General features: G+C 66.3%; 13 protein-coding genes. 10 read left to right on the forward strand and 3 right to left on the reverse strand.

Going from position 1 to position 25,245, the window contains the following annotated elements:
* The first annotated feature begins 3 nt into the window (after positions 1-3).
* From ACQY5A_RS15155 to ACQY5A_RS15170, 4 genes are read left to right on the forward strand one after another with little or no spacing between them, the layout of a single operon-like run.
* Positions 4-5,328 carry an SDR family NAD(P)-dependent oxidoreductase gene (locus ACQY5A_RS15155; protein WP_428341141.1) on the forward strand — a complete coding sequence of 1,775 codons (5,325 nt, stop codon included), beginning with the start codon at positions 4-6 and terminating at the stop codon, positions 5,326-5,328.
* Positions 5,328-10,748: a type I polyketide synthase gene (locus ACQY5A_RS15160; RefSeq protein WP_428341142.1), complete on the forward strand. Its 5,421-nt coding sequence runs from the start codon at positions 5,328-5,330 to the stop codon at positions 10,746-10,748. Before ACQY5A_RS15155 ends, ACQY5A_RS15160 begins: the two co-directional genes overlap by 1 nt.
* Positions 10,745-15,145 carry a type I polyketide synthase gene (locus ACQY5A_RS15165; RefSeq protein WP_428341143.1) on the forward strand — a complete coding sequence of 1,467 codons (4,401 nt, stop codon included), beginning with the start codon at positions 10,745-10,747 and terminating at the stop codon, positions 15,143-15,145. Before ACQY5A_RS15160 ends, ACQY5A_RS15165 begins: the two co-directional genes overlap by 4 nt.
* Before the next feature lie 26 nt (positions 15,146-15,171).
* Complete coding sequence (locus ACQY5A_RS15170) at positions 15,172-16,425, forward strand: phthiocerol/phthiodiolone dimycocerosyl transferase family protein (RefSeq protein ID WP_428341144.1); 1,254 nt, start codon at positions 15,172-15,174, stop codon at positions 16,423-16,425.
* Here the strand turns inward: ACQY5A_RS15170 and ACQY5A_RS15175 are convergent.
* On the reverse strand, positions 16,418-17,248 hold the full coding sequence (locus ACQY5A_RS15175) for a class I SAM-dependent methyltransferase (RefSeq protein ID WP_428341145.1): 831 nt from the start codon (positions 17,246-17,248) through the stop codon (positions 16,418-16,420). The genes ACQY5A_RS15170 and ACQY5A_RS15175 overlap by 8 nt on opposite strands.
* A gap of 43 nt (positions 17,249-17,291) precedes the next feature.
* On the opposite strand from ACQY5A_RS15175, the gene ACQY5A_RS15180 reads away from it, so the two are divergent.
* The 6 genes from ACQY5A_RS15180 (at position 17,292) to ACQY5A_RS15205 (ending at position 23,003) form a co-directional block, all read left to right on the forward strand.
* The gene (locus ACQY5A_RS15180) at positions 17,292-18,005 is read left to right on the forward strand and encodes a flavodoxin family protein (RefSeq protein ID WP_428341146.1); all 714 of its coding nucleotides are present in this window, start codon (positions 17,292-17,294) and stop codon (positions 18,003-18,005) included.
* A 7-nt stretch (positions 18,006-18,012) separates the two neighbouring features.
* On the forward strand, positions 18,013-18,513 hold the full coding sequence (locus ACQY5A_RS15185; RefSeq protein ID WP_428341147.1) for a DUF2505 domain-containing protein: 501 nt from the start codon (positions 18,013-18,015) through the stop codon (positions 18,511-18,513).
* Between the two features lie 4 nt (positions 18,514-18,517).
* On the forward strand, positions 18,518-19,270 hold the full coding sequence (locus ACQY5A_RS15190) for a nitroreductase family protein (RefSeq protein WP_428341148.1): 753 nt from the start codon (positions 18,518-18,520) through the stop codon (positions 19,268-19,270).
* A gap of 164 nt (positions 19,271-19,434) precedes the next feature.
* Positions 19,435-19,581 (forward strand): hypothetical protein, encoded by a 147-nt coding sequence (locus ACQY5A_RS15195; RefSeq protein ID WP_428341149.1) that lies wholly within the window; start codon positions 19,435-19,437, stop codon positions 19,579-19,581.
* Between the two features lie 232 nt (positions 19,582-19,813).
* Positions 19,814-21,175: a hypothetical protein gene (locus ACQY5A_RS15200; RefSeq protein WP_428341150.1), complete on the forward strand. Its 1,362-nt coding sequence runs from the start codon at positions 19,814-19,816 to the stop codon at positions 21,173-21,175.
* 196 nt (positions 21,176-21,371) lie between these two features.
* On the forward strand, positions 21,372-23,003 hold the full coding sequence (locus ACQY5A_RS15205) for a hypothetical protein (protein ID WP_428341151.1): 1,632 nt from the start codon (positions 21,372-21,374) through the stop codon (positions 23,001-23,003).
* A 36-nt stretch (positions 23,004-23,039) separates the two neighbouring features.
* On the opposite strand, the gene ACQY5A_RS15210 is transcribed toward ACQY5A_RS15205, so the two are convergent.
* Both ACQY5A_RS15210 and ACQY5A_RS15215 read right to left on the reverse strand, forming a co-directional pair.
* Complete coding sequence (locus ACQY5A_RS15210; protein ID WP_428341152.1) at positions 23,040-23,858, reverse strand: SDR family NAD(P)-dependent oxidoreductase; 819 nt, start codon at positions 23,856-23,858, stop codon at positions 23,040-23,042.
* A gap of 26 nt (positions 23,859-23,884) precedes the next feature.
* The gene (locus ACQY5A_RS15215) at positions 23,885-25,159 is read right to left on the reverse strand and encodes a PE-PPE domain-containing protein (RefSeq protein ID WP_428341153.1); all 1,275 of its coding nucleotides are present in this window, start codon (positions 25,157-25,159) and stop codon (positions 23,885-23,887) included.
* Between the last annotated feature and the right edge of the window lie 86 nt (positions 25,160-25,245).

Consider the following 25,245-nt stretch of genomic DNA (forward strand, 5'->3'; position numbering starts at 1 on the left):
GCGATGACAGCCCCAGATCGTCGGGCGATCATCACCGAGGCGCTCCGCAAGATCGATGACCTGACGGCTCGGCTGGAGATCGCCGAGAAGGCCGACCTCGAGCCGATCGCCGTCGTGGGCATGGCCTGTCGGCTGCCCGGTGGCATCAGCACTCCCGCCGACTACTGGCAGCTTCTGCATGACGGTCGCAGTGGGGTGATCCGGGTTCCTGAGGACCGCTGGGACGCCGACGCCTACTTCTCCGAGGACCACACCCGTCCGGGCACGATCTGCACCCGGGACGGCGGCTTCCTCACCTCGTGGCAGCCCGACCAGTTCGACGCCGAGTTCTTCGGGATCTCCCCGCGCGAGGCCGCTGCGATGGACCCGCAGCAGCGGCTGCTGCTCGAAGTCGCCTGGGAGGCACTGGAAAACGCCGGCGTCACGCCAAAGGCGGTTCGCAACACCAAGACCGGGATCTACGTCGGCCTGACCACCTATGACTACTCGTTGATGTTGGCGAAGGCGCCGCCAAAGGACGTCGACCCGTACGTTCCGTTCGGGAGTGCGTCGAACTTCGCCGCTGGGCGATTGTCATATTTCCTGGGAGTACACGGCCCGGCGGTGGTGCTCGATACCGCGTGCTCGTCGTCGCTGGTCGCCATCCATCTGGCGTGCCAGAGCCTGCGTCGGCGGGAAACCGATCAGGCGTTGGCCGCCGGAACCAATTTGATCATGAGCCCGGAAAACAGCATCGCGTGTTCGCGGTGGGGCATGCTGGCGCCCGACGGGCAGTGCAAGACCTTTGACGCCGCCGCCAACGGTTACGTGCGCAGCGAGGGATGCGGCGTCGTCGTGCTCAAGCGGCTCAGCGATGCACTGCGCGACCGGGATCCGGTGTTGGCCGTGGTGCGCGGTTCAGCGGTCAACCAAGACGGACCAAGCAGTGGGCAGACGGTGCCCAGCGGGCCCGCCCAGCAAGCAGTCCTGCGTGCGGCGCTGGCATCGGCCCGGCTGCAGCCTTCCGACATCGACTACATCGAGGCGCACGGCACCGGCACCGCGCTCGGCGACCCGATCGAACTCGACGCCTTGAGCCAGGTTTTCGGCGAGCGCGACGAGTCGGCGCCGCTGGTGTTGGGATCGGTCAAAACCAACCTGGGCCACCTGGAGAACTCGGCGGGAATCGCCGGCTTCATCAAGACCGTGCTCAGCCTGAATCACGGGTATATCCCGCCGCACCTGCACTTTACGGCGCTGACGCCGAATGCCGGTGCCGGTGCGTCGAAATTCACCATTGCCGCCGACGGCATGGCATGGCCGGCGGTGAGCCGGCCGCGCCGCGCCGGGGTGTCGTCGTTCGGTGTCAGCGGCACGAACGCCCACGTGGTGATCGAGCAGGCGCCCGTCTCCGAATCGGTTGCCGTGCAATCAGAGCCGGTGATCAGCACGCTGGTCATCTCCGGGAAGACCCCGGCGCGCATCGCGCCGATCGCCGAAATGCTGGCCGACTGGATGGCGGGTGCCGGCGTCGAGGTGCCGCTGGCCGACGTGGCGCACACCGTCAACAACTACCGCGGCCGCTACCGGAGCTTCGCCGCCGTTGCTGCCCGCAGCCGCGAGCAGGCCGTCGCCGGATTGCGTGCGCTGGCCGCCGGCGATCCCGCGACCGGGGTGGTGGAGCCGACGGAGAAGCCGAACGGTTCGGGCACGGTGTTCTTGTATTCGGGTCAGGGTTCGCAGTGGGCCGGTATGGGTCGGCAGTTGCTGGCCGATGAGCCGGCGTTCGCTGCGGCGGTGGCCGAGTTGGAGCCGGACTTCGTTGCGCAGGTGGGTTTTTCGTTGCGTGAGACGTTGCTCTCCGGTGAGCCGGTGGTGGGGATCGAGCGGATTCAGCCGGTGCTGGTGGGTATGCAGTTGGCGTTGACCGCGTTGTGGCGCTCCTATGGGGTTGAGCCGGATGCGGTGATCGGTCATTCGATGGGTGAGGTGACCGCGGCGGTGGTGTCGGGTGCGTTGAGCCCGGCGGATGGTTTGAAAGTCATTGCGACGCGGTCGACGTTGATGTCGCGGCTGTCGGGTCAGGGTGCGATGGCGTTGCTGGAGTTGGGCGCTGCCGAGGCCGAGAAGCTGGTCGGCCAATACCCGGACACCACGGTGGCGGTGTACGCCGCTCCGCAGCAGACGGTGATCGCGGGCCCGCCTGAGCAGGTCGATGCGGTCATCGCGGTGGTGGACGCCCGCGGTCTGTTGGCGCGTCGGGTCGAGGTGGACGTGGCCTCGCATCACCGGACGGTCGACCCGATCCTGGCCGACCTCGAGGTCGCACTGGCCGACCTCAAGCCCCAGACGCCCAAAATCCCGTTGATCAGCACGGTCGGTCAGGCGAATGAGGCCGAAGTGCCAAGTTTCGACGCCGACTACTGGGTGGTGAACCTGCGTAACCCGGTGCGGTTCAGCCAGGCTGTAACCAAGGCCTTGGAAGGGCCAGTAAGTCACACCACGTTCGTCGAGATCAGCCCGCACCCACTGCTGACCCACGCCATCGGCGAGACGCTGGCCGCGGTGTCCTCGCGCGACCAGTTCGCCGTCACCGCCGCGATGAAACGCGGCGATGACGAAACACTCTCTGTGCATGAGCAACTCGCCTCTCTCGGCGTCACCGAGCCGGTGACCGAAGGGCGTCGCCGCGTCGACATTCCGGCGTCGCCGTGGCTGCATTCCAGCTACTGGCTCGAGGTGAAGCCTGCGGGGCCGCAAGCGTCCGATGCGCACCCGTTGTTGGGTGCGCACGTCGACCTGCCGTCCGGCCGTGAGCATGTGTGGCAGACCGACATCGGTGTCGCGTCGCTGCCGTGGCTGGCCGACCACACCGTCGGCGGTCAGGCCGTCGTCACGGCGGCCGGCTTCGCCGAGATGGCTTTGGCCGCCGCCGCTCAGGCGCTCGGCGACGGTGTGCAGGTCAGCACGCTCGCCGTCGAACGCCCGCTGATCCTGGATGCCCAGACCCGCGTCAGCACGCAGCTTTCGCTGAGCCCGGACGTGAATCGTCTTGAGATTCAAGCCCGCTCGGCCGGCGGCAGCTGGACCCGCCACGCGGTCGCTGACGTAACCCGGCAAAGCGCGCCGGCCGGTCCGGCCGCCGGGCAGGGTGTCGAGATCACGCTGCCGGACGAGGTCGCCGATCACCCCGAGTACCGCATCCATCCGGTACTGCTGGACGCGGCGTTGCAGCAACTGGCCGCCGCCATCCCGACCGAACCCGAAGACGGCTCTTACCAAGCGGTTTCGGTGGAGACGATCCGGGTGTTCGCCCCGATCCAACGCCGAGCCCGCGCACACGCCGAGTTGGCCGACGAACGCGGCCACCGTGGCCATATCGTACTGACCGACACTGCCGGCGCTGTGCTCGCGGAACTGACCGGTGTCGAGCTCAAGCCGGTCGACCTGGCCACCGTCCCGCTGTCGCTGGAGCAGATGATCTTCGACGCCGCCTGGGTGCAGAGCCCGGCGGCACAGGGCGGCGCCGTCGCCGACGGCACCTGGGTGGTGTTGTCAGAATTTGACCCTGCCGGCGAGACAGCTGATCTCGCGGCCGCGCTGACGGACAAGCTCACCTCGTCGACCCGGCGTGCGGTCAGCGCCACGCTGGGTGATGAGTCCGCGGTGGCGGAAGTCTTCGCCAAGACCGCCGCCGACGCGAAGCGGGTCGGGATCGTCGTGTTGCTGGCCACGCCGCCGTTCGACGGTGTCGACACCGACGTCGCCCTGCATCGTGCCCACAATCTGGTGCTGGACATCACCGCGGCGGCGCACGCGGCCGTCGACGGCTGGAAGGGCACCTCAGCACGGCTGTGGCTGGTCACCCGCGACGGGCTGTCGGTGCACGACGAAGAGCCGGGCGACCCGGCGATCGGCGCACTCAAGGGACTGATCCGCAACTGGCGGTTCCCCGGCGAGGCCGCCCGCGTGCTGGCCGGCGAACCGGATCTCGGCGCCACGCTGCTCGATGTGGGCAGCGGCCCCGATGTCGTCGCCGCACTTGCCGATGAACTCGCCGCCGCGACCGGCGACGACGTGGTGGCCGTCCGCCACGACGGCCGCTACGTGGAACGGCTGATGCGCGCCACCCTCGACGGTGGCCCGCACGAAGCGGTGGTCCGCGCCGACGGCTCCTACATCATCACCGGTGGGCTCGGTGGTTTAGGCACCGTCGTCACCCGCTGGCTGGTTGAGCGTGGGGCCGGCCGGATCGTACTCAACGGCCGCAGCGAGCCGTCCGACGAGCAGCGCGAATACATGAACAGCCTGGGCACGGAGGTCGTCTTCGTGGCGGGCGACATCGCCACCGCAGGTGTGGCGGAACGGCTGGTGGCCGCCGCCGAAGAGACCGGACGCCCGCTTCGCGGACTGGTGCACGGCGCCGGCGTCACCGGCGACGGCCTGGTGAGCGCCGTGACCCGGGGGAGTCTGGAACGGGTCTGGACGCCCAAGGTCGCCGGCGCACTGCGATTGAACGCTGCGACCGCTGACACAGAGATGGACTGGTGGGTCGGCTTCTCGTCGATGGCCACCATGCTCGGCCTGCCCGGCCAGCTGGCCTACGCGACCGGCAACGCGTGGCTCGACGCGCTGATGACGTGGCGGCGCGCATCCGGGCGGCCCGCCACCGCGATCAACTGGGGTCAGTGGTCCGCCGTCGGCATGAGCAGCAAGCTGACCTACAGCGTGCTCGACCCGATCACGCCCGAGGAGGGCGTCGAGGCGCTGCAAACCCTGGTCGGCGGCCCGCTCAACCGGGTCGGCGTCGGAAGACTGCGGCTGGACCGCGCGGTCGCGGCGACCCCGGAGTTCCGCGAACTCGCCTACTTCGACCGGATCGCCTCGGAATTCGAGGCCGCCGTCGCGATCGTCGAGCACCGGCCCGCCGCCGAGGACGCGGTGGCCGCGGCAGCAGCGGCCCCGGACTGGTCGACGCTGTCCGCCGAAGAGCGGCTGACCGAGTTGCAGACCAGGCTGCAAGCCATCCTGGGCCGTGAGCTTCGGATGTCGCCGTCGTCGATCAGCCTCGACGCGCCGTTCCCGGAGCTGGGCCTGGACTCGATGATGGCGATGACGGTGCTCAAGGAGACCAAGAAGCTGGTCGGCCTCGATGTGTCCGCGAACATGTTGTTCAACCATCCGACGATCGCCTCGCTGGCGACCTACGTCGCAGGTCTGCTTGCACCTCCCGACGCGCCAGAGGAAGATACCGCCGAGCTAGCGGCCGACTCGGCGAGCAGCGTGTTGGATGAATTGTTTTCCCATGTGGAGTCGGCTTCGGCGGGCAGTGAGAGCGGTATCTTCTGATGGCGACCATTTACGACAGAGTTTCGGCGATGCCCGACGAGAAACGGGATGCGCTGACCCAGCAGTTCGACAAGGCGTCGCGAATCGCCGCCGCCGAGCCGATTGCGGTCGTGGGTGTGGGTTGCCGTTTCCCCGGCGGCGCGGACGGCCCCGAGGGCTACTGGAATTTTTTGGCCAACGGCGGCGACGGGATCAGCGAGATCCCGGCGGACCGCTGGAACGCCGACGAGTTCTACGACGCCGACCAATTCGCGCCCGGCCGGATGTCGTCCAAGTGGGGCGGCTTCCTCTCTGATGTGTCCGGCTTCGACGCCGACTACTTCGGCATCTCGCCGCGTGAAGCCGAGGCGATGGACCCCCAGCAGCGGTTGATGCTCGAGGTGGCCTACGAAGCCCTCGAGCATGCCGGGATCGCGACCGAGGATCTGTCCGGTGTGCGCGCCGCCGTGCTGATAGGCGTGTATTACGGGGAATACCAGACGATTTCGGCGGCTAACCCGGACGCCATCGACGCCTACTCCGCGACCGGCAACGCGCACGCCGTCGCCGTCGGGCGCATCGCCTATCTGCTGGGGCTACGCGGTCCGGCCGTCGCCATCGACTCCGCGTGCTCCTCGTCACTGGTGACGATCCACCTGGCCTGTCAAAGCCTGCGGCTGCGCGAAAGCGACCTCGCCCTGGCCGGCGGGGTCAGCCTGATCCTGCGCCCGGAGACGCAGATCGCGATGGCCAAGTGGGGAATGCTGTCGCCGAACGGCCGCTGCTACTCCTTCGACTCGCGCGCCGACGGGTTCGTCCGCGGCGAGGGCTGCGGTGTCGTGGTGCTCAAACGCCTCACCGACGCGGTGCGCGACGGTGACCGGGTCCTCGCGGTTGTGCGGGGGTCGGCGGTCAACCAGGACGGCCGGTCCAACGGCCTGACCGCGCCCAATACCATTGCGCAGCAAGACGTGATCAAGGCCGCGTTGCGCAGCGCGGACGTCACCGCGGGCTCGGTCAACTACATCGAGGCGCACGGAACCGGCACCGGGCTGGGCGACCCGATCGAATTCGAGGCGCTGGCCGACCAATACGGTCGCGGCGAGGCTCAATGTGCCCTCGGGGCAGTGAAATCCAACTTCGGCCACCTCGAGGCCGCCGCGGGCATCGCCGGCTTCATCAAGGCCGCCCTGTCGGTGCAGCGGTCGCAAATACCGCCGAACCTCAACTTCGCACAATGGAATCCGGCGATCGACCACAAGTCCACCCGGCTGTTCGTGCCGACCGAGCCCATCCCGTGGCCGCTGGAAGAAGGTCCGCGCCGCGCCGCCATCTCGTCGTTCGGCATCGGCGGGACCAACGCCCACGTGGTGATCGAGCAAGGTCCCGAACCCGTAGCGGTTTCCGATGGTGAGTCCGCATCGCCGGTGACGACGCTGACCATCGCCGGTAAGTCCGAGCAGCGGATCGCCTCGTGGGCCGCCGCACTCGCCGACTGGATGTCGGGTCAGGGTGCCGAGGTGCCGCTGGCCGACATCGCACATACCGTCAACCTCTATCGCAGCCGGCACAACAAGATCGCGACCGTGTCCGCCCGCGACCGCAACGAGGTGGTGGCCGGGCTGCGGGCACTTGCTGCCGGCCAGCCCACGCCGGGAGTCGTTGGAGCGCACGAGGTTCCGCGCGGCAAGGGCACGGTGTTCTTGTATTCGGGTCAGGGTTCGCAGTGGGCCGGTATGGGTCGGCAGTTGCTGGCCGATGAGCCGGCGTTCGCTGCGGCGGTGGCCGAGTTGGAGCCGGACTTCGTTGCGCAGGTGGGTTTTTCGTTGCGTGAGACGTTGCTCTCCGGTGAGCCGGTGGTGGGGATCGAGCGGATCCAGCCGGTGCTGGTGGGTATGCAGTTGGCGTTGACCGCGTTGTGGCGCTCCTATGGGGTTGAGCCGGATGCGGTGATCGGTCATTCGATGGGTGAGGTGACCGCGGCGGTGGTGTCGGGTGCGTTGAGCCCGGCGGATGGTTTGAAAGTCATTGCGACGCGGTCGAGGTTGATGTCGCGGCTGTCGGGTCAGGGTGCGATGGCGTTGCTGGAGTTGGGCGCTGCCGAGGCCGAGAAGCTGGTCGGCCAATACCCGGACACCACGGTGGCGGTGTACGCCGCTCCGCAGCAGACGGTGATCGCGGGCCCGCCCGAGCAGGTCGATGCGGTCATCGCGGTGGTGGACGCCCGCGGTCTGCTGGCGCGTCGGGTCGAGGTGGACGTGGCCTCGCATCACCGGACGGTCGACCCGATCCTGACCGACCTCGAGGTCGCACTGGCCGACCTCAAGCCCCAGACGCCTAAAATCCCGTTGATCAGCACGGTCGGTCAGGTGAATGAGGCCGAAGTGCCAAGTTTCGACGCCGACTACTGGGTGGTGAACCTGCGTAACCCGGTGCGGTTCAGCCAGGCTGTAACCAAGGCCTTGGATGGGCCAGTAAGTCACACCACGTTCGTCGAGATCAGCCCGCACCCACTGCTCAGCCACGCCATCAACGGCACACTGGAAGCGGCCAAGCCGCGCGGCGGCGCACTGGTGTCGGGGACGCTGACTCGCGACAACCCGGAAACGCTGACGTTCCACACCCAGCTGGCGACGGTCCGGCCGCCGTCGGTCGCCGCGGCCCAGAACGCCAGCGGCATCAAGAAACTCATCGACCTGCCGCCGACGCCCTGGCAGCACGTCCGCTACTGGGCGGCGCCGACGGCGACCAACCGTGGGCCGGCCAGCGCCCACCCACTGCTGGGCACACACGTCGAGCTGCCATCCGGCCGCGACCACGTCTTCACCGCCGACGTCGGGACCGATCTCGTCCCCTACCTGCTCGACCACAAGGTGCACGGCCAACCCGTCATGCCCGGCACCGGTTTCGGCGAGATCGCTTTGGCCGCCGCCAGCGAAGCCCTCGGCTTGCCGGCCACCTCGGTGTCCGTCGGCGTCGAGGTCGAGCAGATGCTGCCGCTGGGCGAGTCGACTCAGCTCACCACGCAACTCACCCGCGGCGAAAAGGACGGCGACGAGATTCGCGTCGAGATCCATTCGCGGTCGGCCAACGGCGCCTGGATCCGTCACGCCGTCGCGAAAGTCGAAGTGGGGCAGTCGGAAGCGCCGACCGTGCCGCCCGTCTCGTCGGAGCCCGGCACGGTGCTCTCGCCCGCCGACTTGTACTCCGCGTTGCGCGCCACCGGCCTGCACCACGGGCAGGCGTTCGCCGCTCTGACCCGCATCGTCCGGCGACCCAACGGCACGTCGGAGACCGAGATCGTCCTGCCCGACGAGGCGACCGGCCACCGCGGATACCGGATCCATCCGGTGCTGCTCGACGCGGCCCTGCAGGGCCTGGCCGCCGCGCTGAGCAGTGATTCGCTGGCCGACGCCGACGAGGCGACCTATCTTCCGGTGTCGTTCGAGAAGATCCGGGTGTTCGGCGAAGTCGGCCGTCGCGCCCGGTGCCGGGCCGAGTTGGTCAACCCGGACGGCGAAGGCGCGGGGATCGAGGGCCGCGTCCTGATCACCGACGAGACGGGTACGCCCACCGCCGAGATCAGCGGCATCTACCTGCAGCGCGTGCAACGCCGCAGTGTGCCATTGCCGTTGGAGCAGAAGATCTTCGACACCGAATGGGTCGAGACGCCGGTGGACGCCGCCGCGTCGGCCCCGGACGGCAGCTGGCTGGTGCTGACCGACGGCGCCGAGTCCGAGGCGGTCGCCAAGGAATTCACCGCCGCTTTCGGCTCCCCGACGCGACGGGTGCTCACCGCCGACCTGTCCCGGGAATCGGCTGTGCTGGAAGCGTTCTCGCAAGCCGCCGGGGACGCCGAGCTACCGCCGGTCGGCGTGGTCGTCTTCGCGGGCCACCAGTCCTTCGACGGCTCCGAGTCCGGTGACGCGCCGGGCCGCGGCCGCGACCTGACATGGGGAGTCGCATCGACGGTCCGCACGATCCTCACCGGGTGGCACGGCAAACCGCCGCGGCTGTGGGTGGTGTCCCGCAACGGACTGCCCGTCGGCGACGGCGAGTCGGGCGATCCGTCGATCGCGGCCCTGACCGGTCTGATCCGGGTGCTGGCCTACGAGCACCCGGACCTGCGCACCACGCTGGTGGACCTCTCCGGCGATGACGTCTCCTCGCTGACCGCAGAGTTCGGCCTGACTGGTGACGATGTCATCGGCTGGCGTAACGAAAAGCGTTACGTGAAACGGCTTTCCCGCGCGACGCTCGGCCCGGCCAAGACCGAGACGGTGGTCCGGCCGGACGGCTCCTACATTCTCACCGGCGGTCTGCGTGGGCTTGGGTTGGCCATGGCCCGTTGGCTGGTCGACAGCGGCGCGGGTGGGGTCGTGCTCAACGGCCGTTCGGAACCGTCCGAGGAGGCGCAGGCGCTGATCTCCGAACTCGAGCAGCGTGCCCACATCGCTGTGGTGCTGGGGGACATCGCCGCACCGGGCGTCGCCGAGAAGCTGGTGAGCGCGGCCGAGCAGACCGGGCTGACGCTGCGCGGCCTGATGCACAGCGCCGTCGTGCTGGACGACCAGATCGTCGCCGGCCTCAGCCAGGACAGCCTGGAGCGGGTGTGGGCGCCGAAAGCGATTGGTGCGCTGCGCCTGCACGTCGCGACCGCCGACAAAAAGCTCGACTGGTGGGTCGGCTTCTCGTCGACGTCCTCACTGCTGGGCGCGCCCGGGCAGGGTGCCTACGCGGCCGCCAGCGCGTGGCTCGACGGCTTGGTCGACTGGCGACGGGCATCGGGATTGCCTGCCACCACGATCAACTGGGGCCAGTGGTCCGACATCGGTGTGGCCCGCGCGCTGACCTTCAGCGCGCTGGACCCGATTTCGCCGGCCGAGGGCATCGAGGCGCTGGAGGCCATCCTGGCCAGCCGGCCCACCAACATCGGCGTGGCCCGGCTGCGGCTGGACCGTGCCGCGGCCGCCTTCCCGGAGATCCAGCAACTCGGCTTCTTCGCCAAGCTGGCCGAGGAATTGGACATCGACGACGAGGACGACGACTGGGCCGGCCCCGACGCGCTGCGCGAGCTGGACCCCGCCGAGGCGAACCGGGTGGTCATCGGGCGACTGGGCGCGCGGATCCTGGCCATCATGGGCTATCCGAAGGGGAGCACCCTAGATGCTGATCAGCCGTTGACCGAGTTGGGCATGGATTCGCTCATGGCGGTGCGAATCCGCAACACTGTTCGTGGCGACTTCGGTGTGGAACCGCCGGTGGCCCTGCTGTTGCAGGGCGCCTCGTTGACCGCATTGACCACCGACTTGATCCGCCAGCTGGGCTTGGAGAGCGACGACAAGGCTGACAGCGGTGGCGGTGTTCGCGACCGAGCCAAGCAGCGCGCCGCAGCCCGGCAGCGAGCGGCGGCTCGGCGAAAGGTAGGAGATCGAGTGTGACCAGCAACGGCGAACTGCCGCCCAACGCAATCGCGGTGGTCGGCATGGCGGCCCGCTTGCCAGGCGCCAACACGCTGTCGGCATTCTGGGACAACCTGCGCCGCGGCGAGGAGTCGATCGTCACGCTGGCCGAAGACGACCTGCTGGCCGAGGGCATTCCCGAGAAGGCGCTGGCGAACCACGCGTACGTGCGGCGTGCCGCATTGATGGACGGCATCGACGAATTCGACGCCGACTTCTTCGGCTTCACCCCGCAGGTGGCGCGTTCGACCGATCCGCAGCACCGGCTTTTCCTGCAGACCGCGTTCCACGCGATCGAGGACGCCGGCTACGACCCCGCCGAGATCGAGGGTTCGGTTGGCGTCTACGCGACCAGCACCACCAGCGGCTACCTGCTGCACAACATCATGTCCAACCATGACCCCAATGTGGTTCTGGGACAAGGCATCACCTTCGACATGGTCAACCTGTCGATGCAGAACGACAAGGACTACCTGGCCACCAAGGTCGCGTACGCGCTGAATCTGCGCGGGCCCGCCCTGTCGGTGCAGACGGCCTGCTCGTCGGCGTTGGTCGCGGTGCACCTGGCCTGCCAGAGCATCCTGAACGGCGAATGCGAGCTGGCGCTGGCCGGTGGCGCGTCGCTGCGCATCCCGCACCACGTCGGATACTGGTACGCCCCAGGCTCGATGGTGTCGCCGACCGGACACTGCCGACCGTTCGACGCCCGTTCCGACGGCACGATTTTCGGCAGCGGCGTCGGGGTCGTCGTGCTCAAGTCGCTGCAGGACGCCGTCGACGACGGCGACCGGATCCACGCGGTGATCCGCGGTTCGGCGTTGAACAACGACGGCTCGACGAAGATGACCTACGCCGCCCCCACCGCGGCCGGCCAGGCCGACGTCATCGCCGAAGCGCACGCGATCGCCGACGTCGACTCGTCGGAGATCAGCTACATCGAGACCCATGGCACCGGCACGCCGCTGGGTGACCCGATCGAAATCGAAGGCCTGCGACAGGCTTTCGAGGTATCCGAGGAGACCCGCTCCGGCCCGTGCTATGTCGGCTCGGTGAAGTCGAACATCGGCCACCTGGAATCCGCCGCCGGTATCGCCGGCCTGATCAAGGCCATTCTGTGCCTCAAGCACCGGGCCATCCCCGCGACCCTGCACTACACCAGCCCGAACCCCGAATTACATCTGGACCGTGGACCTTTCAAGGTTCGCAGCGAATACGGCCCGTGGGAATGGGACGGCGTGCTGCGCGCCGGGGTCAGCTCATTCGGTGTCGGTGGCACCAATGCGCACCTGGTGCTCGAAGAAGCGCCCGCCGTCGCGGCGTCGGTGTCTTCGGCACCGGTGTCCGGCCCGCAGGTGCTGCTGATGTCGGCGCGAAGCATCGACGCGCTGGAACAGTCACGCAAGTCGCTGGCCGCCGCAAGCTCCGGCGACGACGCGCTGAACTTAGCTGATGTCGCCTACACCCTCGGCCGTCGCCGCAAAGAGAAGATCCGGATGGCCGCGGTGGTCAACGACGAGCAGCATGCGAGAACCGTGCTGGAGACCGCCGAGAACGACAACGTGTTCGTCGGCGAATTCGCCGGGAACAAAGATAATTCAGATCAGGTGGTCTTCCTGTTCCCCGGTCAGGGCGCGCAGCACGTCGGGATGGCGCGCGGCCTCTACGACGCCGAGCCGGTGTTCGCTGAGCACTTCGACCAGTGTGCGACCGGGTTCGGCGAGGAGCTCGGCGTCGACCTGCGCGCTGACATCTTCGAGGGCACAGCCCGCAACCTCGAGCGCACCGACCGGACTCAGCCCGCGCTGTTCACCGTCGAGTACGCGCTGGCGAAACTGGTCGAGAGCTACGGTGTCCTGCCCGCAGCGCTGGCCGGACACAGCATCGGCGAGTACGTCGCCGGCACCATCGCCGGGGTCTTCGACATCGATACGGCCATCAAGGTGGTCGCGATGCGCGCGCGCCTGATGCACGCCGCGCCGCGTGGCGTCATGGTCGCGGTGGCGCTGAGCCCCGAGGCGGTCAGCGAATACCTCAACGGTGAGGTCGACATCGCCGCGATCAACGAGCCGGGTGGCTGCGTCGTCGCGGGGTCCGAGGAGGGCATTCGCCAATTCAGCGAACGCCTCACCGAAAAGGGCATCGTGGCGCGCCGGGTCCGCACGTCGCACGCGTTCCACTCGCGGCTGATGGACTCGATGATCCCGGAGTTCACCGGCTTCCTGTCCCGCCAGACGCTGCGCGAACCGCAGATTCCGTTGCTGTCCAACGTGACCGGAACCTGGCTGGCCGCGAGCGAAGCCACCAACCCGGCAACCTGGGCGCGCCAGGTGCGCTCGACCGTCCGGTTCTCCGACGAGGTCGACGTGGTGCTCGGCGAGCCGAACCGCATCCTGGTCGAGGTCGGCCCGGGCGGCACGCTGACCTCATCGGCGAGCCGACACCCCCGGTGGTCGAACGGGCACCGGGCGGTACGGTTGATGCGCCATCACGCGCAGAACCGCGACGACCGCGACGCATTCCTGCTTGCCCTCGGCCAGCTCTGGGCGGCCGATGTCGAGGTGGACTGGTCGCCGCTGCGCGGCGGGCAGCGCGGGCAGCTGATCACGTTGCCCGGCTATCCTTTTGAACGTCAACGGCATTGGATCGAGCACCGTCACACGACCTGGACCGGTGACGCCGCAGCGACCAACGGGGCCGCCGGCGCGGCGGGCGCCGAGGCAACCCCGGCGGCGGCCAAGAACGGCCAGTCGCCGATGGAAGCCACCCTTCAGCGCATCTGGGAACAATGCCTGGGCCTGAGCGCGGTCGACCGCAAAGCCAACTTCTTCGAACTCGGCGGTGACTCGCTGGTCGCGATCAGCGTGGCGATGACCGCCTCCAACGAGGGTCTCGACCTCACCCCGCAGGATCTCTACGAGAATCAAACCGTTGCCGCACTTGCCAAGGCGTTGACGGCCCGGTACGCGGCCGGCGGTCTGGGGCGGCAATCGCCGGCCGACGTCGCGCATCCGCCGGTTCCGCCGAACATCGCGTATTTCCTCGAGCACGGGGTGCGTGAGCATGAGCAGTGGCGCGTTCCGCTGATCCTGCAACTGCGGCCCGACGTGAAGGTCGACGACGTGTGCGCGGTGCTGACCGCGCTTCGTAACCATCACGAGGCGCTGCGGCTGCGACTCGTGGAACGCGCAGGTACCTGGGAGCAGGTGATCGGTGAACCCGGTGACTTCGACGACCTGGCCGCCCGTTCGCTGCCGGAAGACATCAAGCCGGGCACACCGCAGGAACGCGATGCGATGCTGTCGACGCTGATAGACGTTGTCCGCCAACAGGACCCGTCCAACCCGCTGATCGCCACCTACGTCAACGGGGTGCCGGGCGGCTCGTGTTATCTGGCGATCAGTGTGCGGGCGATCGTGGCCGACAACGCTTCTCGCGACATCCTGCTCAATGACATCTTCACCGCGTTCGGGCAACAACTGGCCGGCGAAGACATCGCGCTGCAGCCGGTGACGACGCCGTGGACCGAATGGTCCCAGCGATGCGCGGCACTGGCCGTGCACCCGGCCGTCGTGGAGAGTCGCGACTACTGGCTCACGACCGCGACGGCGTCGACGCTGAACGTGGTGGGCGAGCAGACCGCTGGGGCGCCGAGCCTGCCGGAGCTGGCGCGCAGCGCGTCGTCGCTGACCGTGGCGGAGACGACTGAGATCGACGATGCCCGCCGACGGCTGCGGGTGCCGATCGACGAAATGCTGTTGGCTGCCTTGGGCCGGACGATCGCTCACCAGGTCGGTGACGGGACCATCGCCGTCGACGTCAGCGGCGAGGGTCGGTCGGTACTCAAACCCGACGTCGACCTGCGTCGCACTGTCGGCTGGTTCACCACCATCTATCCGATCGCGCTCAACTGTGCCAAGGACGACGACGCCAAGCAGCTGCTCGACAGCGTGCACAGCACACTGACCGCCGTCCCACACTACGGACTCGGCTACGGGCTACTGCGTTACCTGTATGCCCCGACGGCGCGACAGCTCGGCGCTGCCGCTCCGGCCGACATCTTCTTCTCTTACATCGGCACCATTCCCGATCTGCCGCCGCTCGGCGAGGATGTCGCGGTCAGATTCGACTCCGACACGTCATTGTCGGTGCGCGAAGCGATTCCGGGCCTGGGCCATGGAATAGAGCTGCGTGTCTTCCGTACGGCCGGTGTGCTGCATCTGGACTGGTGGTACGACAGCCGGCGGGTCGACGGGGACACCGTGCAGACACTCGTCGGCGGGTTCTCCCGGACACTGCTGGAGTTGATCCGGGAAGCGCTCGCGGCGGACGAGATGGACTCCGGCAGCGACGAGATGGAACTCGTTGACCTGTCGTAGATCTCGACAAGGCTAGGAAGGCAATCGTGTTTCCATCGTCGGTCATTCGCAAGTTGGCGCTCAGTGAGGAAATGCTCGCCGAGACGCACAACTTCGTGGGTCTCTCTGCACACCTCGAGGGTCCCATCGACGTCGACGCGTTGACCGACGCCTTCGACCTACTGCTCGAGGTGCACCCGGTGCTGACCGCGCGCCTCGAGCGCGGCGCCGACGGCCGTCACGAACTGGTCGCCGACGACCTGATGCACGCCGGGCTCGAAGTCGTCGACGTCGACTCGTCGCAGATCGACAATCCGCCACCGCATTTCGACCAGGGCGAGTCGCTGGTGCACCTACGGCTGTTCATCCGCGACGGGCAGGCGCATCCCACGCTGTATGTTCACCACGCCCTGGCTGACGGTCACCACATGTACGGCCTGATCGAAGAACTGTTGTCGTTCTACACCGATCTGGTCGCAGGCGGGAAGACCGGTCCGGTGACCGCGCAACCCGCGCCGGAATCGATCGAGACCGTGCTCGCCGACCGGGGCATCCAAAAGGGGCCGCGATCGGGCATCGAGCGGTTCATGCCGGCGCTGTTCGCCTACGACCTGCCGCCGTCGCGGCGAGGCGACACTGGCGCGAAACCCAAGTCGCCCGTACGTGTTCCGATGGTGTCGTGCCGGCTGAGCGAGGAGCAGACACACTCAATCGTCGAACTGTGCCGCGCCGAAAAGCTCGGACTGCACTCGGTGTTGTCGGCCGCCATCCTGATCGCGGAGTGGCAGGTGCGCGGCCGGCTGAACATCCCGGTGCCGTTCATCTATACCGTCGACCTGCGGTACTTCCTGTCGCCGCCGGTGTCGGCGACCGGATGCACCAACCCGGTGGGGCTGGGCACCTACCTCGCCGAGATCAGCCAGAAAACCACAGTGGTCGAGCTGGCCCGCGACATCGCGGCAACGTTCAAGGGCGACCTGGACGGCGGTGTGATCCAGCAGTCGCGGCTGCACTTCAGCCCGCAGTACGTCGGCAACGCACCGGGCATGCCGGACGTTGTTCTGTTGTCCGACAACGGTTTAGTGCCCCCGGTGCGCACCCCTGAAGGCGTGGAAGTGACCGCGACGCACGGCGAGCTCTACTTCAAGGTCAGCGCCGGCATCGAGATCTACTTCACCCAGATCTACGCCGAACAGCTCAACGTCGAATACCACTCACACGGGCCAGAACCGGAGAAGTCGATCGAGGCCGTCCATTCGCTGCTCGTCGAGGTCGCCGAGCAGCACGTAAGCGTCAGCTGATCGGTCCGTAGGCATAGCGGTGGTACTGGAAGGTTCGGCGCAGCGGCGGCAACGGGCGAACCAACTGCCGCATCACCCGGAACACTCCCGACGCGCGACCGAAGGTGCTGGCGTCGAAAAACGTCACCCCGTCCACCAATCGGGCACCGGACAGGCGATCAAGAACCTCCGACGGCTTGTTCACGGCCCAGTACAGCGTCGAACCGGACTGCCGTTGCAGGCGATGCGTTTTCTGCGATCGGACGACGAGCCGGCTGTAGTAGTCGATCTGAATCTCGCCGGTACCGAAACGGTCGATGACGTGCTGCAGGAGCGCGACGCCGTCATCCTCGGCCAGGTACATGCTGATGCCCTCGGCCAGCAGCAGCGTGGGCCGGTCGGCCGGGATCTGGTCCAGCCAGGACGGGTCAGTCGCCGGCGTGGCAATCAGATGGTAGTTCGGCCGGCTCGGAAAAACTCTCTCGCGCAACGCGATTACCGACGGAAAGTCGACGTCGTACCATTCCACGCCGGGGCCGGGATCCAGCCGGAACACCCGGCTGTCCAGACCGCACCCGACGTGGATGACGGCGGCCTCGGGATGAGCGGCCAGGAATTGGCCGGCCCACACGTCGAACTGCGCGGTGCGCACGGTCACCAGCGGCGTCCAGCGGTTGGCGACCTTGAGTTCAGTCCAGTCGTAGTCGATTCGGGCGACAGCCGCCTTGGCGAAGTCGTCACCCAGTATCGGCCGGTCCCAGTCGGCGTCCAGTGCCTTGCAGTACAGCGTGGTCAGCATCGTCTGCGAAGGACCGCTGAGGTCGATGGAAACTTTGTCGGTCACGACGCTAGAGCCTAGTGTCTGACATTTGGAGAGGGAGGAAGCCATGACGGATGCGACCACTGCCGGTGGCGGTACACGCCCGCCGCGGGTCTTGCTGTTGTACTACTCGTACACCGGTCAGGCGCACAAGGTGCTCGACGCCGCGGGCGAGGTTTTTCGCGACCGGGGCTGTGACGTGCAGACCGCCGAGATCACATTCACCGACCCGAAGTACGCGGAGAAGTTTTCGCGCTTCCCGATGCGACGGGTGTGGCCCGACATGCTCAGCGTGCTGGGCGCCCAGAAGCGCAACGAGATCGGGGAGATACAAACCCCGGACACCGTGCGCGACGGCGACTACGACCTGATCCTGATCGGCTCGCCCACTTGGTGGGACAACGTCAGCATGCCGCTGCGCTCCTTCCTGAAGTCGGATGAGGCACGAAAGTTGCTGTCCGGCAAGCCGTTTGCGGTGTTCGTGGTGTGCCGCACGTTCTGGCAGGCGAACCTCGAGGGGGTCCGTGAGCTCGCTGAGGAACAGGGCGGCCGATACGTCGACGAAATTCACTTCACCTATCCCGGCGACAACCTCCATTCCATGCTGGCGCTGACCAGCTATCTCGGGACGGGGGAGTACCGCAAGAAGTCGCTGGGTCTGAAGCTTCCGCCGACCAATGTGCAGCCCGAACAGCTGGAGCAGACTCGGACGTTCGCCGCCCGACTGGCGGATCGGTTGTTGGCCAAGAGTTCGGCGTTGCCGGGCAAGGATCCGGTGTAGGACCGATATGCCACGCCCTTTCGATGTATCGGTCGAATCGCCCGCCAGCGTCGACCAGGTTCACACCGCTTTCAGCGCCGAGGACTACTGGCGGGCACGGCTCGCCAACATGAGCGGCAGCACCACGCTGGAATCCCTGGTCGTCGACGACGACCGGACCGTACGGGTGACCACCGTGCAGGACCTAGGCCGCGACGTGCTGCCAGGGATCGTCTCCAAGTTCTATCGGCGCGACATCAACGTCCGCAGCACCGAGACGTGGACGCCGTCGGGCGATCAACTCCGCGGAAAGATCACCGTCGCCGTGACCGGAGCGCCCGGATCGGGATCGGCGGAGGCATTGGTGACACCCATGAACAGCGGGTCGCTGCTGATGCTGAACGGCACCGTGGAGTTCAAAGTCCCGCTGGTCGGCGGGACGGTAGAGAGCTTCATCGCGCGCGAGTTCGCGCAAGGGATCCCGGACGTCCAGGACTTCACCACCCGGTGGGTCAGCGAGCACGCCTGAACGTATGACCGACTCTCCCTACGCCGACGCCTTTCAGGTAGCGCCGACCACATCCGACGCGCTCGATGGCCTGAACATGCCGCTGCAGCACGCGATGCTGACTCAGCGTGCGGTGCGCCGGGTGCATGCCGAGCCGGTCGACGACGCAGTGGTGCTGAAGTGCATCGAGTTGGCGTTGCGTGCGCCGACCGGCGCCAACGGCCAGAACTGGGAGTTCATCGTCGTCAAGGACCGGCGGGTGATCAAGAAACTCGCCGGGCGCTATCGCAAAGGCTGGAAGTTCTCTTACGGCGGACTGCTCAGCAGCGCCGGCGACAACGACCCGTCCCTGGCCAAGGTGATCCGCGCGGCGCAATGGCAGGTCGACCACTTCAACGAGATCCCGGTTCTGGTGGTGGCCTGTCTGCGGCTCACCCTCCGCGAAGGCCGGGCGCCCTACTCGTTGATGCCCCACGCGGCGGTGTCGGGATATTGGGGTTCGATCTATCCGAGCGTGCAGAACCTTCTGTTGGCGGCCCGCGCGATGGGCTTGGGCGCGTCGTTGATCACGTTGCCGCTGTGGGGAGTGAGCCGGGCCCGCAAAATCCTCGGCCTTCCACGCGCGGTGACACCGTGCTGCGTGGTGGCGCTCGGCTGGCCGCGCGGCCGCTACGGGCCGACCACCCGCGTGCCCGTCGAGCAGGTGGTCCACCTCGACGCCTACGGCAACCGGGCGTGGCTCGATGCCGACACGCCACCACCCGGGCTCAGTTATTAAATACAGCGCCAATTTGTTGAGCCCGGCCATTACCTTTCCGGTCGATTTGGCTCGACGGAGCCTGAACCCAACCGCCGAGAACCCGAGCTTCAAGAACGAAGTCGAGGCTCTGGCCCACCTCACAGAATTCGGTAGATTGCTCACTCCGCCGGCAGGTGGTCTGCGTGCGGTTCACCATCCGCGAGGCTCGTGCGTTTCTGCATCGTCGCCGCGGGCTGGCCGCGGGGGCAATAGGGCCCGGCACCCGGATACCCGTCGAGCAGGTCGCGCGCCTCGACACCTACGGCAACCGCGCCGGGCTCACGGCCTGATCCGCGCCATTCGTGTCGCCCAAAGACTGGGCGAATTCAGCGCCCCTAATTTGACATTGCTCTAAATATGCGGCTGGCCAGATAGATATGAGGTTGAAATGAAGGGCACCGTCAATGCGACAGTTGAGGCTTTCTGAGTTTGAATTCAGGAGCCATTCAGCTATTCGACTCGGAGGGGGTACGCGTCATGCACGTCGCTGCGCGCCCATATGTCATGGCAGGTGCCATGCTCGTGGCGGCAAGCTTGGTCGCCGTCACACCGTTGGCATCGCAGGTCGCCACGGAGGCTGCGCAGCGTGCCGTCCGCAACATCGAAACGACTCTCGTGGACTCGTCGATCTTCAACATCCCGTTCAACCTGCTCCAGGAGATCGTCAACATCCCGAACAGCGAGGTCGATGCGATGACCTACGCTGCTCAGTCGCTGTTCAATAGCGGGCCTTGGTTTGTGGTGAGCGCCACCAACCTGTGGGGGGTTGACCAAGGTGACCCGAGCCACTTCATGTCGGTGACCAACTTCCTGGTTCCGTTCGAGGGGCTCAGCGGAATCAACGCGCCCGAAACAGACTTCGCCGGTGGCCTGGGCCAGCAGCTATGGGGGCTGGTCGCCACTACATTGCCCACGAGTGCGGGCTGCGACGCTTTCGACTGTCTGCCGGTGTCGCCGACCAGCCCTGTCACTGGTATTTCCGGCCTGGACTGGTTCATCCGTCTGAACGACATCGCGACCGGGCAACAGGAATTCCCGCTGTTCGACAACTGGTTCAAGGTGGGTCTCAATGAGCTCTGGCCCAACAGCCCGGGCGGGGGGTACTTCTTCGATCCCGCTGGACCTGGATCCTTCGATCCCAGCGGTCCGGCCTACACCATATTTCCCAACATCCCAGGAACCGTGGGCGACGGAAATCTTTACCCGTGGGCTGGCGAGACGTACACGCTGCAGCCGTGGGTGCCGTTCGAAAACTGGATCAACGGCCTGATGGAGGATCCGGACTACTCCAATTTCCAGATCCCGAGTATGGAAGAGGCCGGCCGGGCGCTCCAGTCGTTGGCCGCTGCATCGGCGGTATTCACCCCGTTCACGCCGGGCAGTCCATTCTGCCCCGGTGAGTGCACAATCATCACCGACAACAACCTCGACTACCCCGACTTGGTCAGATACATCGATCAAGCCTGGCCGGGTAACGAGACGATCGGGGCCTGGCTAGGCGCCTACGACAACGGCATGGCCAATGTGCCGACCGAGGAGCAGATCGCGCGTTCGATCGAGATCCTGCAGCAAGGCTTCTGGAGTTTTGGTAACCCGAGCCCCGAACCTGGGACGGGTCCGGACTACACCGAGACGGTCGCGCAGTGGTATCAGTTCTGGACGTCGCTCGGCTTCGATCCCAGCAATAACCCGGTAACGGCCGACTTTTCGACCGACCTCGCGGCGCTGACAAATGTGCTCGGCCCCGAGCAGCTGACCGAGGATTGGGCCGCGTTGGCTGCGTCGTTCGCCCCGGAGCAGTTGGCCGATGATTGGGCCGGGCTGTTGGGCTCCTTCGATTTCGCGAGTTTCTCGGCGGACTGGGCCTCAGCGCTGGCCGGGTAGCTTCGCCCGCCGACGGCTCCAGATGATTAATCCAAGTAATCAGACAAATCGGGCAACCCGTTGCATGCGACGCCGTTTTATGTGACTCTCTTCACGGAATCTTTGTGGGGGAATCATTTCAGATTCCGATCGAGCTTAGAAAATCTTAGTGTAGGTTAAGTTACCGTTGCGTTGATCGAAGTGAAGGGGGGGCGCCATGCTGGCTGTTTCGCGTCCATACGTAATGGCAGCTGCCGCGCTGGCGGCGACAAGCTTGGTCGTCGCTACGCCGCGGGCCGCGGAGCCGGCCACCGCGACGGCGCAGCTTCCGGTCCGCAGCATTCCGACTCGTCTCGTCGACGAATCCTTGCTCAATGTTCCGATCAACCTGTTCGACGACCTGATCAACATCCCGGCCAACGAGATCTACGCAACGCAGTTCTTCTCGGACAACCTGTTGATGGCCGGCCCCTGGTTCGTGGTCGGCCCGACGAACCTCTGGGGAGTCGACCCCGGGGACCCAACGCACTTCATGTCGGTCACCAACTTCCTACTTCCATTCCCGGAACTGAGCGGAATGAACGCCCCTGAAACTGACTTCAGCGCAGGCCTGGGTCAGCAGCTATGGGGCCTCGTCGCCTCCGAGCTACCCACCAACGCCTCGTGCGACGAGGCCGCCTGTCTCCCGTTCGAGCCGGCGAGCCCCATTACCGGTATCTCTTCGGTCGACTTCTACGAGTGGCTGGGGGCCACCCTGAGCGGCCAGGAGAAGTTCGGCCTGTTCGACAACTGGTTCAACCCGACGTACGACAACGGTTCGTACACCTTCAGCGACTCCAATCCCGGCAGCATCGACCCCAACGCGACCTCGCCCGGTGGTGTTGGCTTGCCGGAAGCAGGTACTCCGATCGCCAGCGGTGAGGTGCATCCCTTCGAAGGCTGGTCAGGCATTTCGACTGCGGGCGCGTTGAACAGCACCCCGGGCACGAACGACGCCAACCTGCTTGGTGGAGTGGGCATTCCGGGTACGGGGGCCGAAGCCCCTGACGGCTCGGGGTACTACATGCCGTGGGCGGGCGACACCTACACATTCTCACCGCAGACCCCGTTCGAGAACTTCTTCAACAGTCTGATGGAGACACCGTCAACGACCGGTCTCGGCGGCACCGGCATCGACCCGATCTACGGCGACCCGACCGAGATCATGCAGACGTTCCAGTCCTTCGCGGCCGGGTTGATGATGTTCGACCCATTCACGCCGGGCAGCCCGTTCTGCCCGGGTGACTGCAGCGCGGTCGTCAACGCTCACATGGACTACCCGGATCTGATCAGGGACATCAACAACTGGACCCCCGGCGGCAATCCGGTGATCAACGAGTGGTTGGCGGACTACACCGGTACCACCGTCAACGGCGTAGCCCCCACCGACGGCGGGGCCAACGTACCGTCGGAGGCGACGATCCAGCAGTCCATCGCGTTGCTGCAGAACAAGGACTTCTGGGACTTCGGTAACGCGAAAGACCCCGGCCAAAATGCGCCCGGCACCCCTGACCTCGGTCAGGTGTACCCGCAATTCGAAACCTTCTGGCACGACCTCGGTTTCGACACCTCCAACGCGCCGTACGACCCGACCACGAGCCTCACCGGGCTGGAGAACGCTTTCAGCCCCGATCAGCTGGGCGCAGATTTCACCGCACTGGCCAACGCGTTCAGCCCCGATCAGCTCACGGCGGACTGGGCTGCGTTATTGGGCGGCGTCGACCCGGGCGCTCTCGCGGGTGCCGTGGATCCGGCCGCCGCAGCAAGTGCCATCGACCCGGCTGCTCTGCTGAGCGCGATCGGTCTTTAACACAGCTGGAACAGCAGTCGAAACGACTTTCAGCAGTTAGCCTTTGAGACCCGCGCCCATGACCCGATTCCACATGCGGTCGGTCAGCAGTTGCCGGGCCAGCACCGACACTTTGCCGGACACCCCAACCACATAGCGCGGTTTCGGGTCTTTCTGCTCGATCGTGCGAACGACGACGCGGGCCACGGTATCGGCATCGACCATCAGACCACGTGTCTGTGCCAGCCCGTGGGTCGTCGCAGTGTAACGGTGTTTGAACTCAGCATAAGGATCATCGTCGGCGTACGACGTCGGAGCTGCTTCCAATTGGGAAGCAACGAATTTGGTGCGCACCCCGGTGGGGTCAATCAGGACGACGCGAACGCCGAACGGGGCCACCTCGGCGCCCAGCGCCAACGACAGAGCCTCGACGCCGTACTTGACGACGTGGTAAGCGCCCGCGCCCGGGCTGGTGAACCGTCCGCCCGTGCTGCCGATGATGATGATGCGGCCAACTCTCCGCTCACGCATTCCGGGTAGGACAAGCTGTGACAAGTGAAGCGTCGCAACGACATTAGTCTCAAACAAATCGCGAAGGGCATCGCGCCCAACTTGTTCGAGCGGCGACGGCAGCGGGTATCCCGCGCTGTTGACCAAGACGTCGACGCCGCCATGAGTCGTGTTGATCTCCTCGACGAGGTCCGCCGCGGCGGTCTCGTCAGTGACGTCGAGAGCGCGGGCCTGTAACCCTCTGGACCGCAACGCATCAAGGGCCTTCGGGTTGCGCCCGGCAGCGAACACGACGTAGCCCCGGTCGTGCAGTCGGTGGGCGGTCGCCTCGCCAATGCCGCTTGTCGCGCCCGTAACCAACGCCACCGGTGTGGAATTCAACGGACTTGATGTCAGAGCGATGGCAGGTAAGTGCCGAAATAGTTGGCGAGATCGGTGGCGAAGCCGGGCAGGAAAGTCAGGAGCGTTGGCGCCAGAGGGTTGTCCGACACGGTCAGCGCATCGATGAGCGCGCTGGCCGACGTCGACGCGTCCGCCGTCGCGATCGCGACGGACGCCGGGTCATGCGACGAGAGTGCACCCTCGAACAGGCCCCCGACATCTGGCACGTACGGATAGAGATCGAGCAGGTCGGATTTCGGCAAGACCCCGACGTCAACCAGCGCGGCCATGATGCCTTGGTTGGCCCCCGCCAGGAGATACGCGTCGACAGCGGTCGGGTCGAAATCCGGAGACCCCGTGTCCGCCAGCGTGGTGACGTCCGCGCCGCGCGTGTAGTCGTAACCCAGGTCGACGATGACGCGCATGTCGGGCTGCATCAGGTCGGCGGACGCGTTGCCGCCGAAATCCCGCGTCAGATCAAGCAGCGGCAAGTTCTGGGTGGGAATGAGGTAATAGTCGGTGTTTCCGGCATCGCCATCAGATGTCGGCTCCAGCATGGCGTTTCCGAGTGACGAAAAGTCAAAGCTCGATGGGTAGCCAGGAAGCAGCAGGGGATGCAGGTCGACGAAGCCGGCCATGGCGTTTTCGTCGGCCAGGGTGTTGGACGTGAATTCGGGAAAGTCTGAGCTCCCGCTGTACTGGACCGTGTAAATGGTGGTGTCGTAGGCCGTGTCTGCCGGGGTCGCCGGAAACGCGGTGCCGGCCAGGCCCGGGAAGCGTTCCAGGAAGCCGCCATTGGGATTGTCGAGATCCTCGAGGAGCACGAATTGCAGATGCGCCGGGTCGTACTGTTGGTCGGCCGGAAGCCCGGCGATGTTGATCAGTTCCTGGGTAGCGATGCTGGTGCTCTCGGAGTAGCCCCACACCACGACGTTGTTGTCGCCCGAAGTTCCGAGAGCCGTGTTGATCGCCGCGTCCAATTGCGCCGAACCCAGGGTGAAAACTTGTTGGTAGTTCGCACCTTCCTCAGTGGGCACCACTAGCGCCGAGTAGCCGTCGTAGGTTGGCTGACCGTTGAAGAGCGGAGGGCTCGGATCGATGAAAAGGCTCATCACCTGCGAAACGTAAGACTCAAGCGGGTTCGGCGTTTCGGTGTAGCCCATAATCAGCGCCGTGTCATCGGCCAAACTCGGCGCCGGGGTCATGACGGCTGTCATGTCCAGCAGGCCGACGCCGGTAGTGGCCAGCAGGCCGGCTTTCAGCCAGCGCGAACCACGTCGTGTCATCGATCCTCAATTCCCCCCAAAGGTGCTGCTCAGCGTGGTTTTGTCAGCGGACGCACCACGACGCAGCCGAAATCATCTCAGCTCTG

It is taken from the genome of Mycobacterium sp. (assembly GCF_965277065.1).
GTDB lineage: Bacteria > Actinomycetota > Actinomycetes > Mycobacteriales > Mycobacteriaceae > Mycobacterium.

Bases quoted from the DNA above. Each gene is read 5' to 3' on its own strand.
- ACQY5A_RS15155 (WP_428341141.1), top strand. From the start codon at position 4: ATGACAGCCCCAGATCGTCGGGCGATCATCACCGAGGCGCTCCGCAAG.
- ACQY5A_RS15160 (WP_428341142.1), top strand. From the start codon at position 5,328: ATGGCGACCATTTACGACAGAGTTTCGGCGATGCCCGACGAGAAACGG.
- ACQY5A_RS15180 (WP_428341146.1), top strand. From the start codon at position 17,292: ATGACGGATGCGACCACTGCCGGTGGCGGTACACGCCCGCCGCGGGTC.
- ACQY5A_RS15185 (WP_428341147.1), top strand. From the start codon at position 18,013: ATGCCACGCCCTTTCGATGTATCGGTCGAATCGCCCGCCAGCGTCGAC.
- ACQY5A_RS15190 (WP_428341148.1), top strand. From the start codon at position 18,518: ATGACCGACTCTCCCTACGCCGACGCCTTTCAGGTAGCGCCGACCACA.
- ACQY5A_RS15205 (WP_428341151.1), top strand. From the start codon at position 21,372: ATGCTGGCTGTTTCGCGTCCATACGTAATGGCAGCTGCCGCGCTGGCG.
- ACQY5A_RS15215 (WP_428341153.1), bottom strand. From the start codon at position 25,159: ATGACACGACGTGGTTCGCGCTGGCTGAAAGCCGGCCTGCTGGCCACT.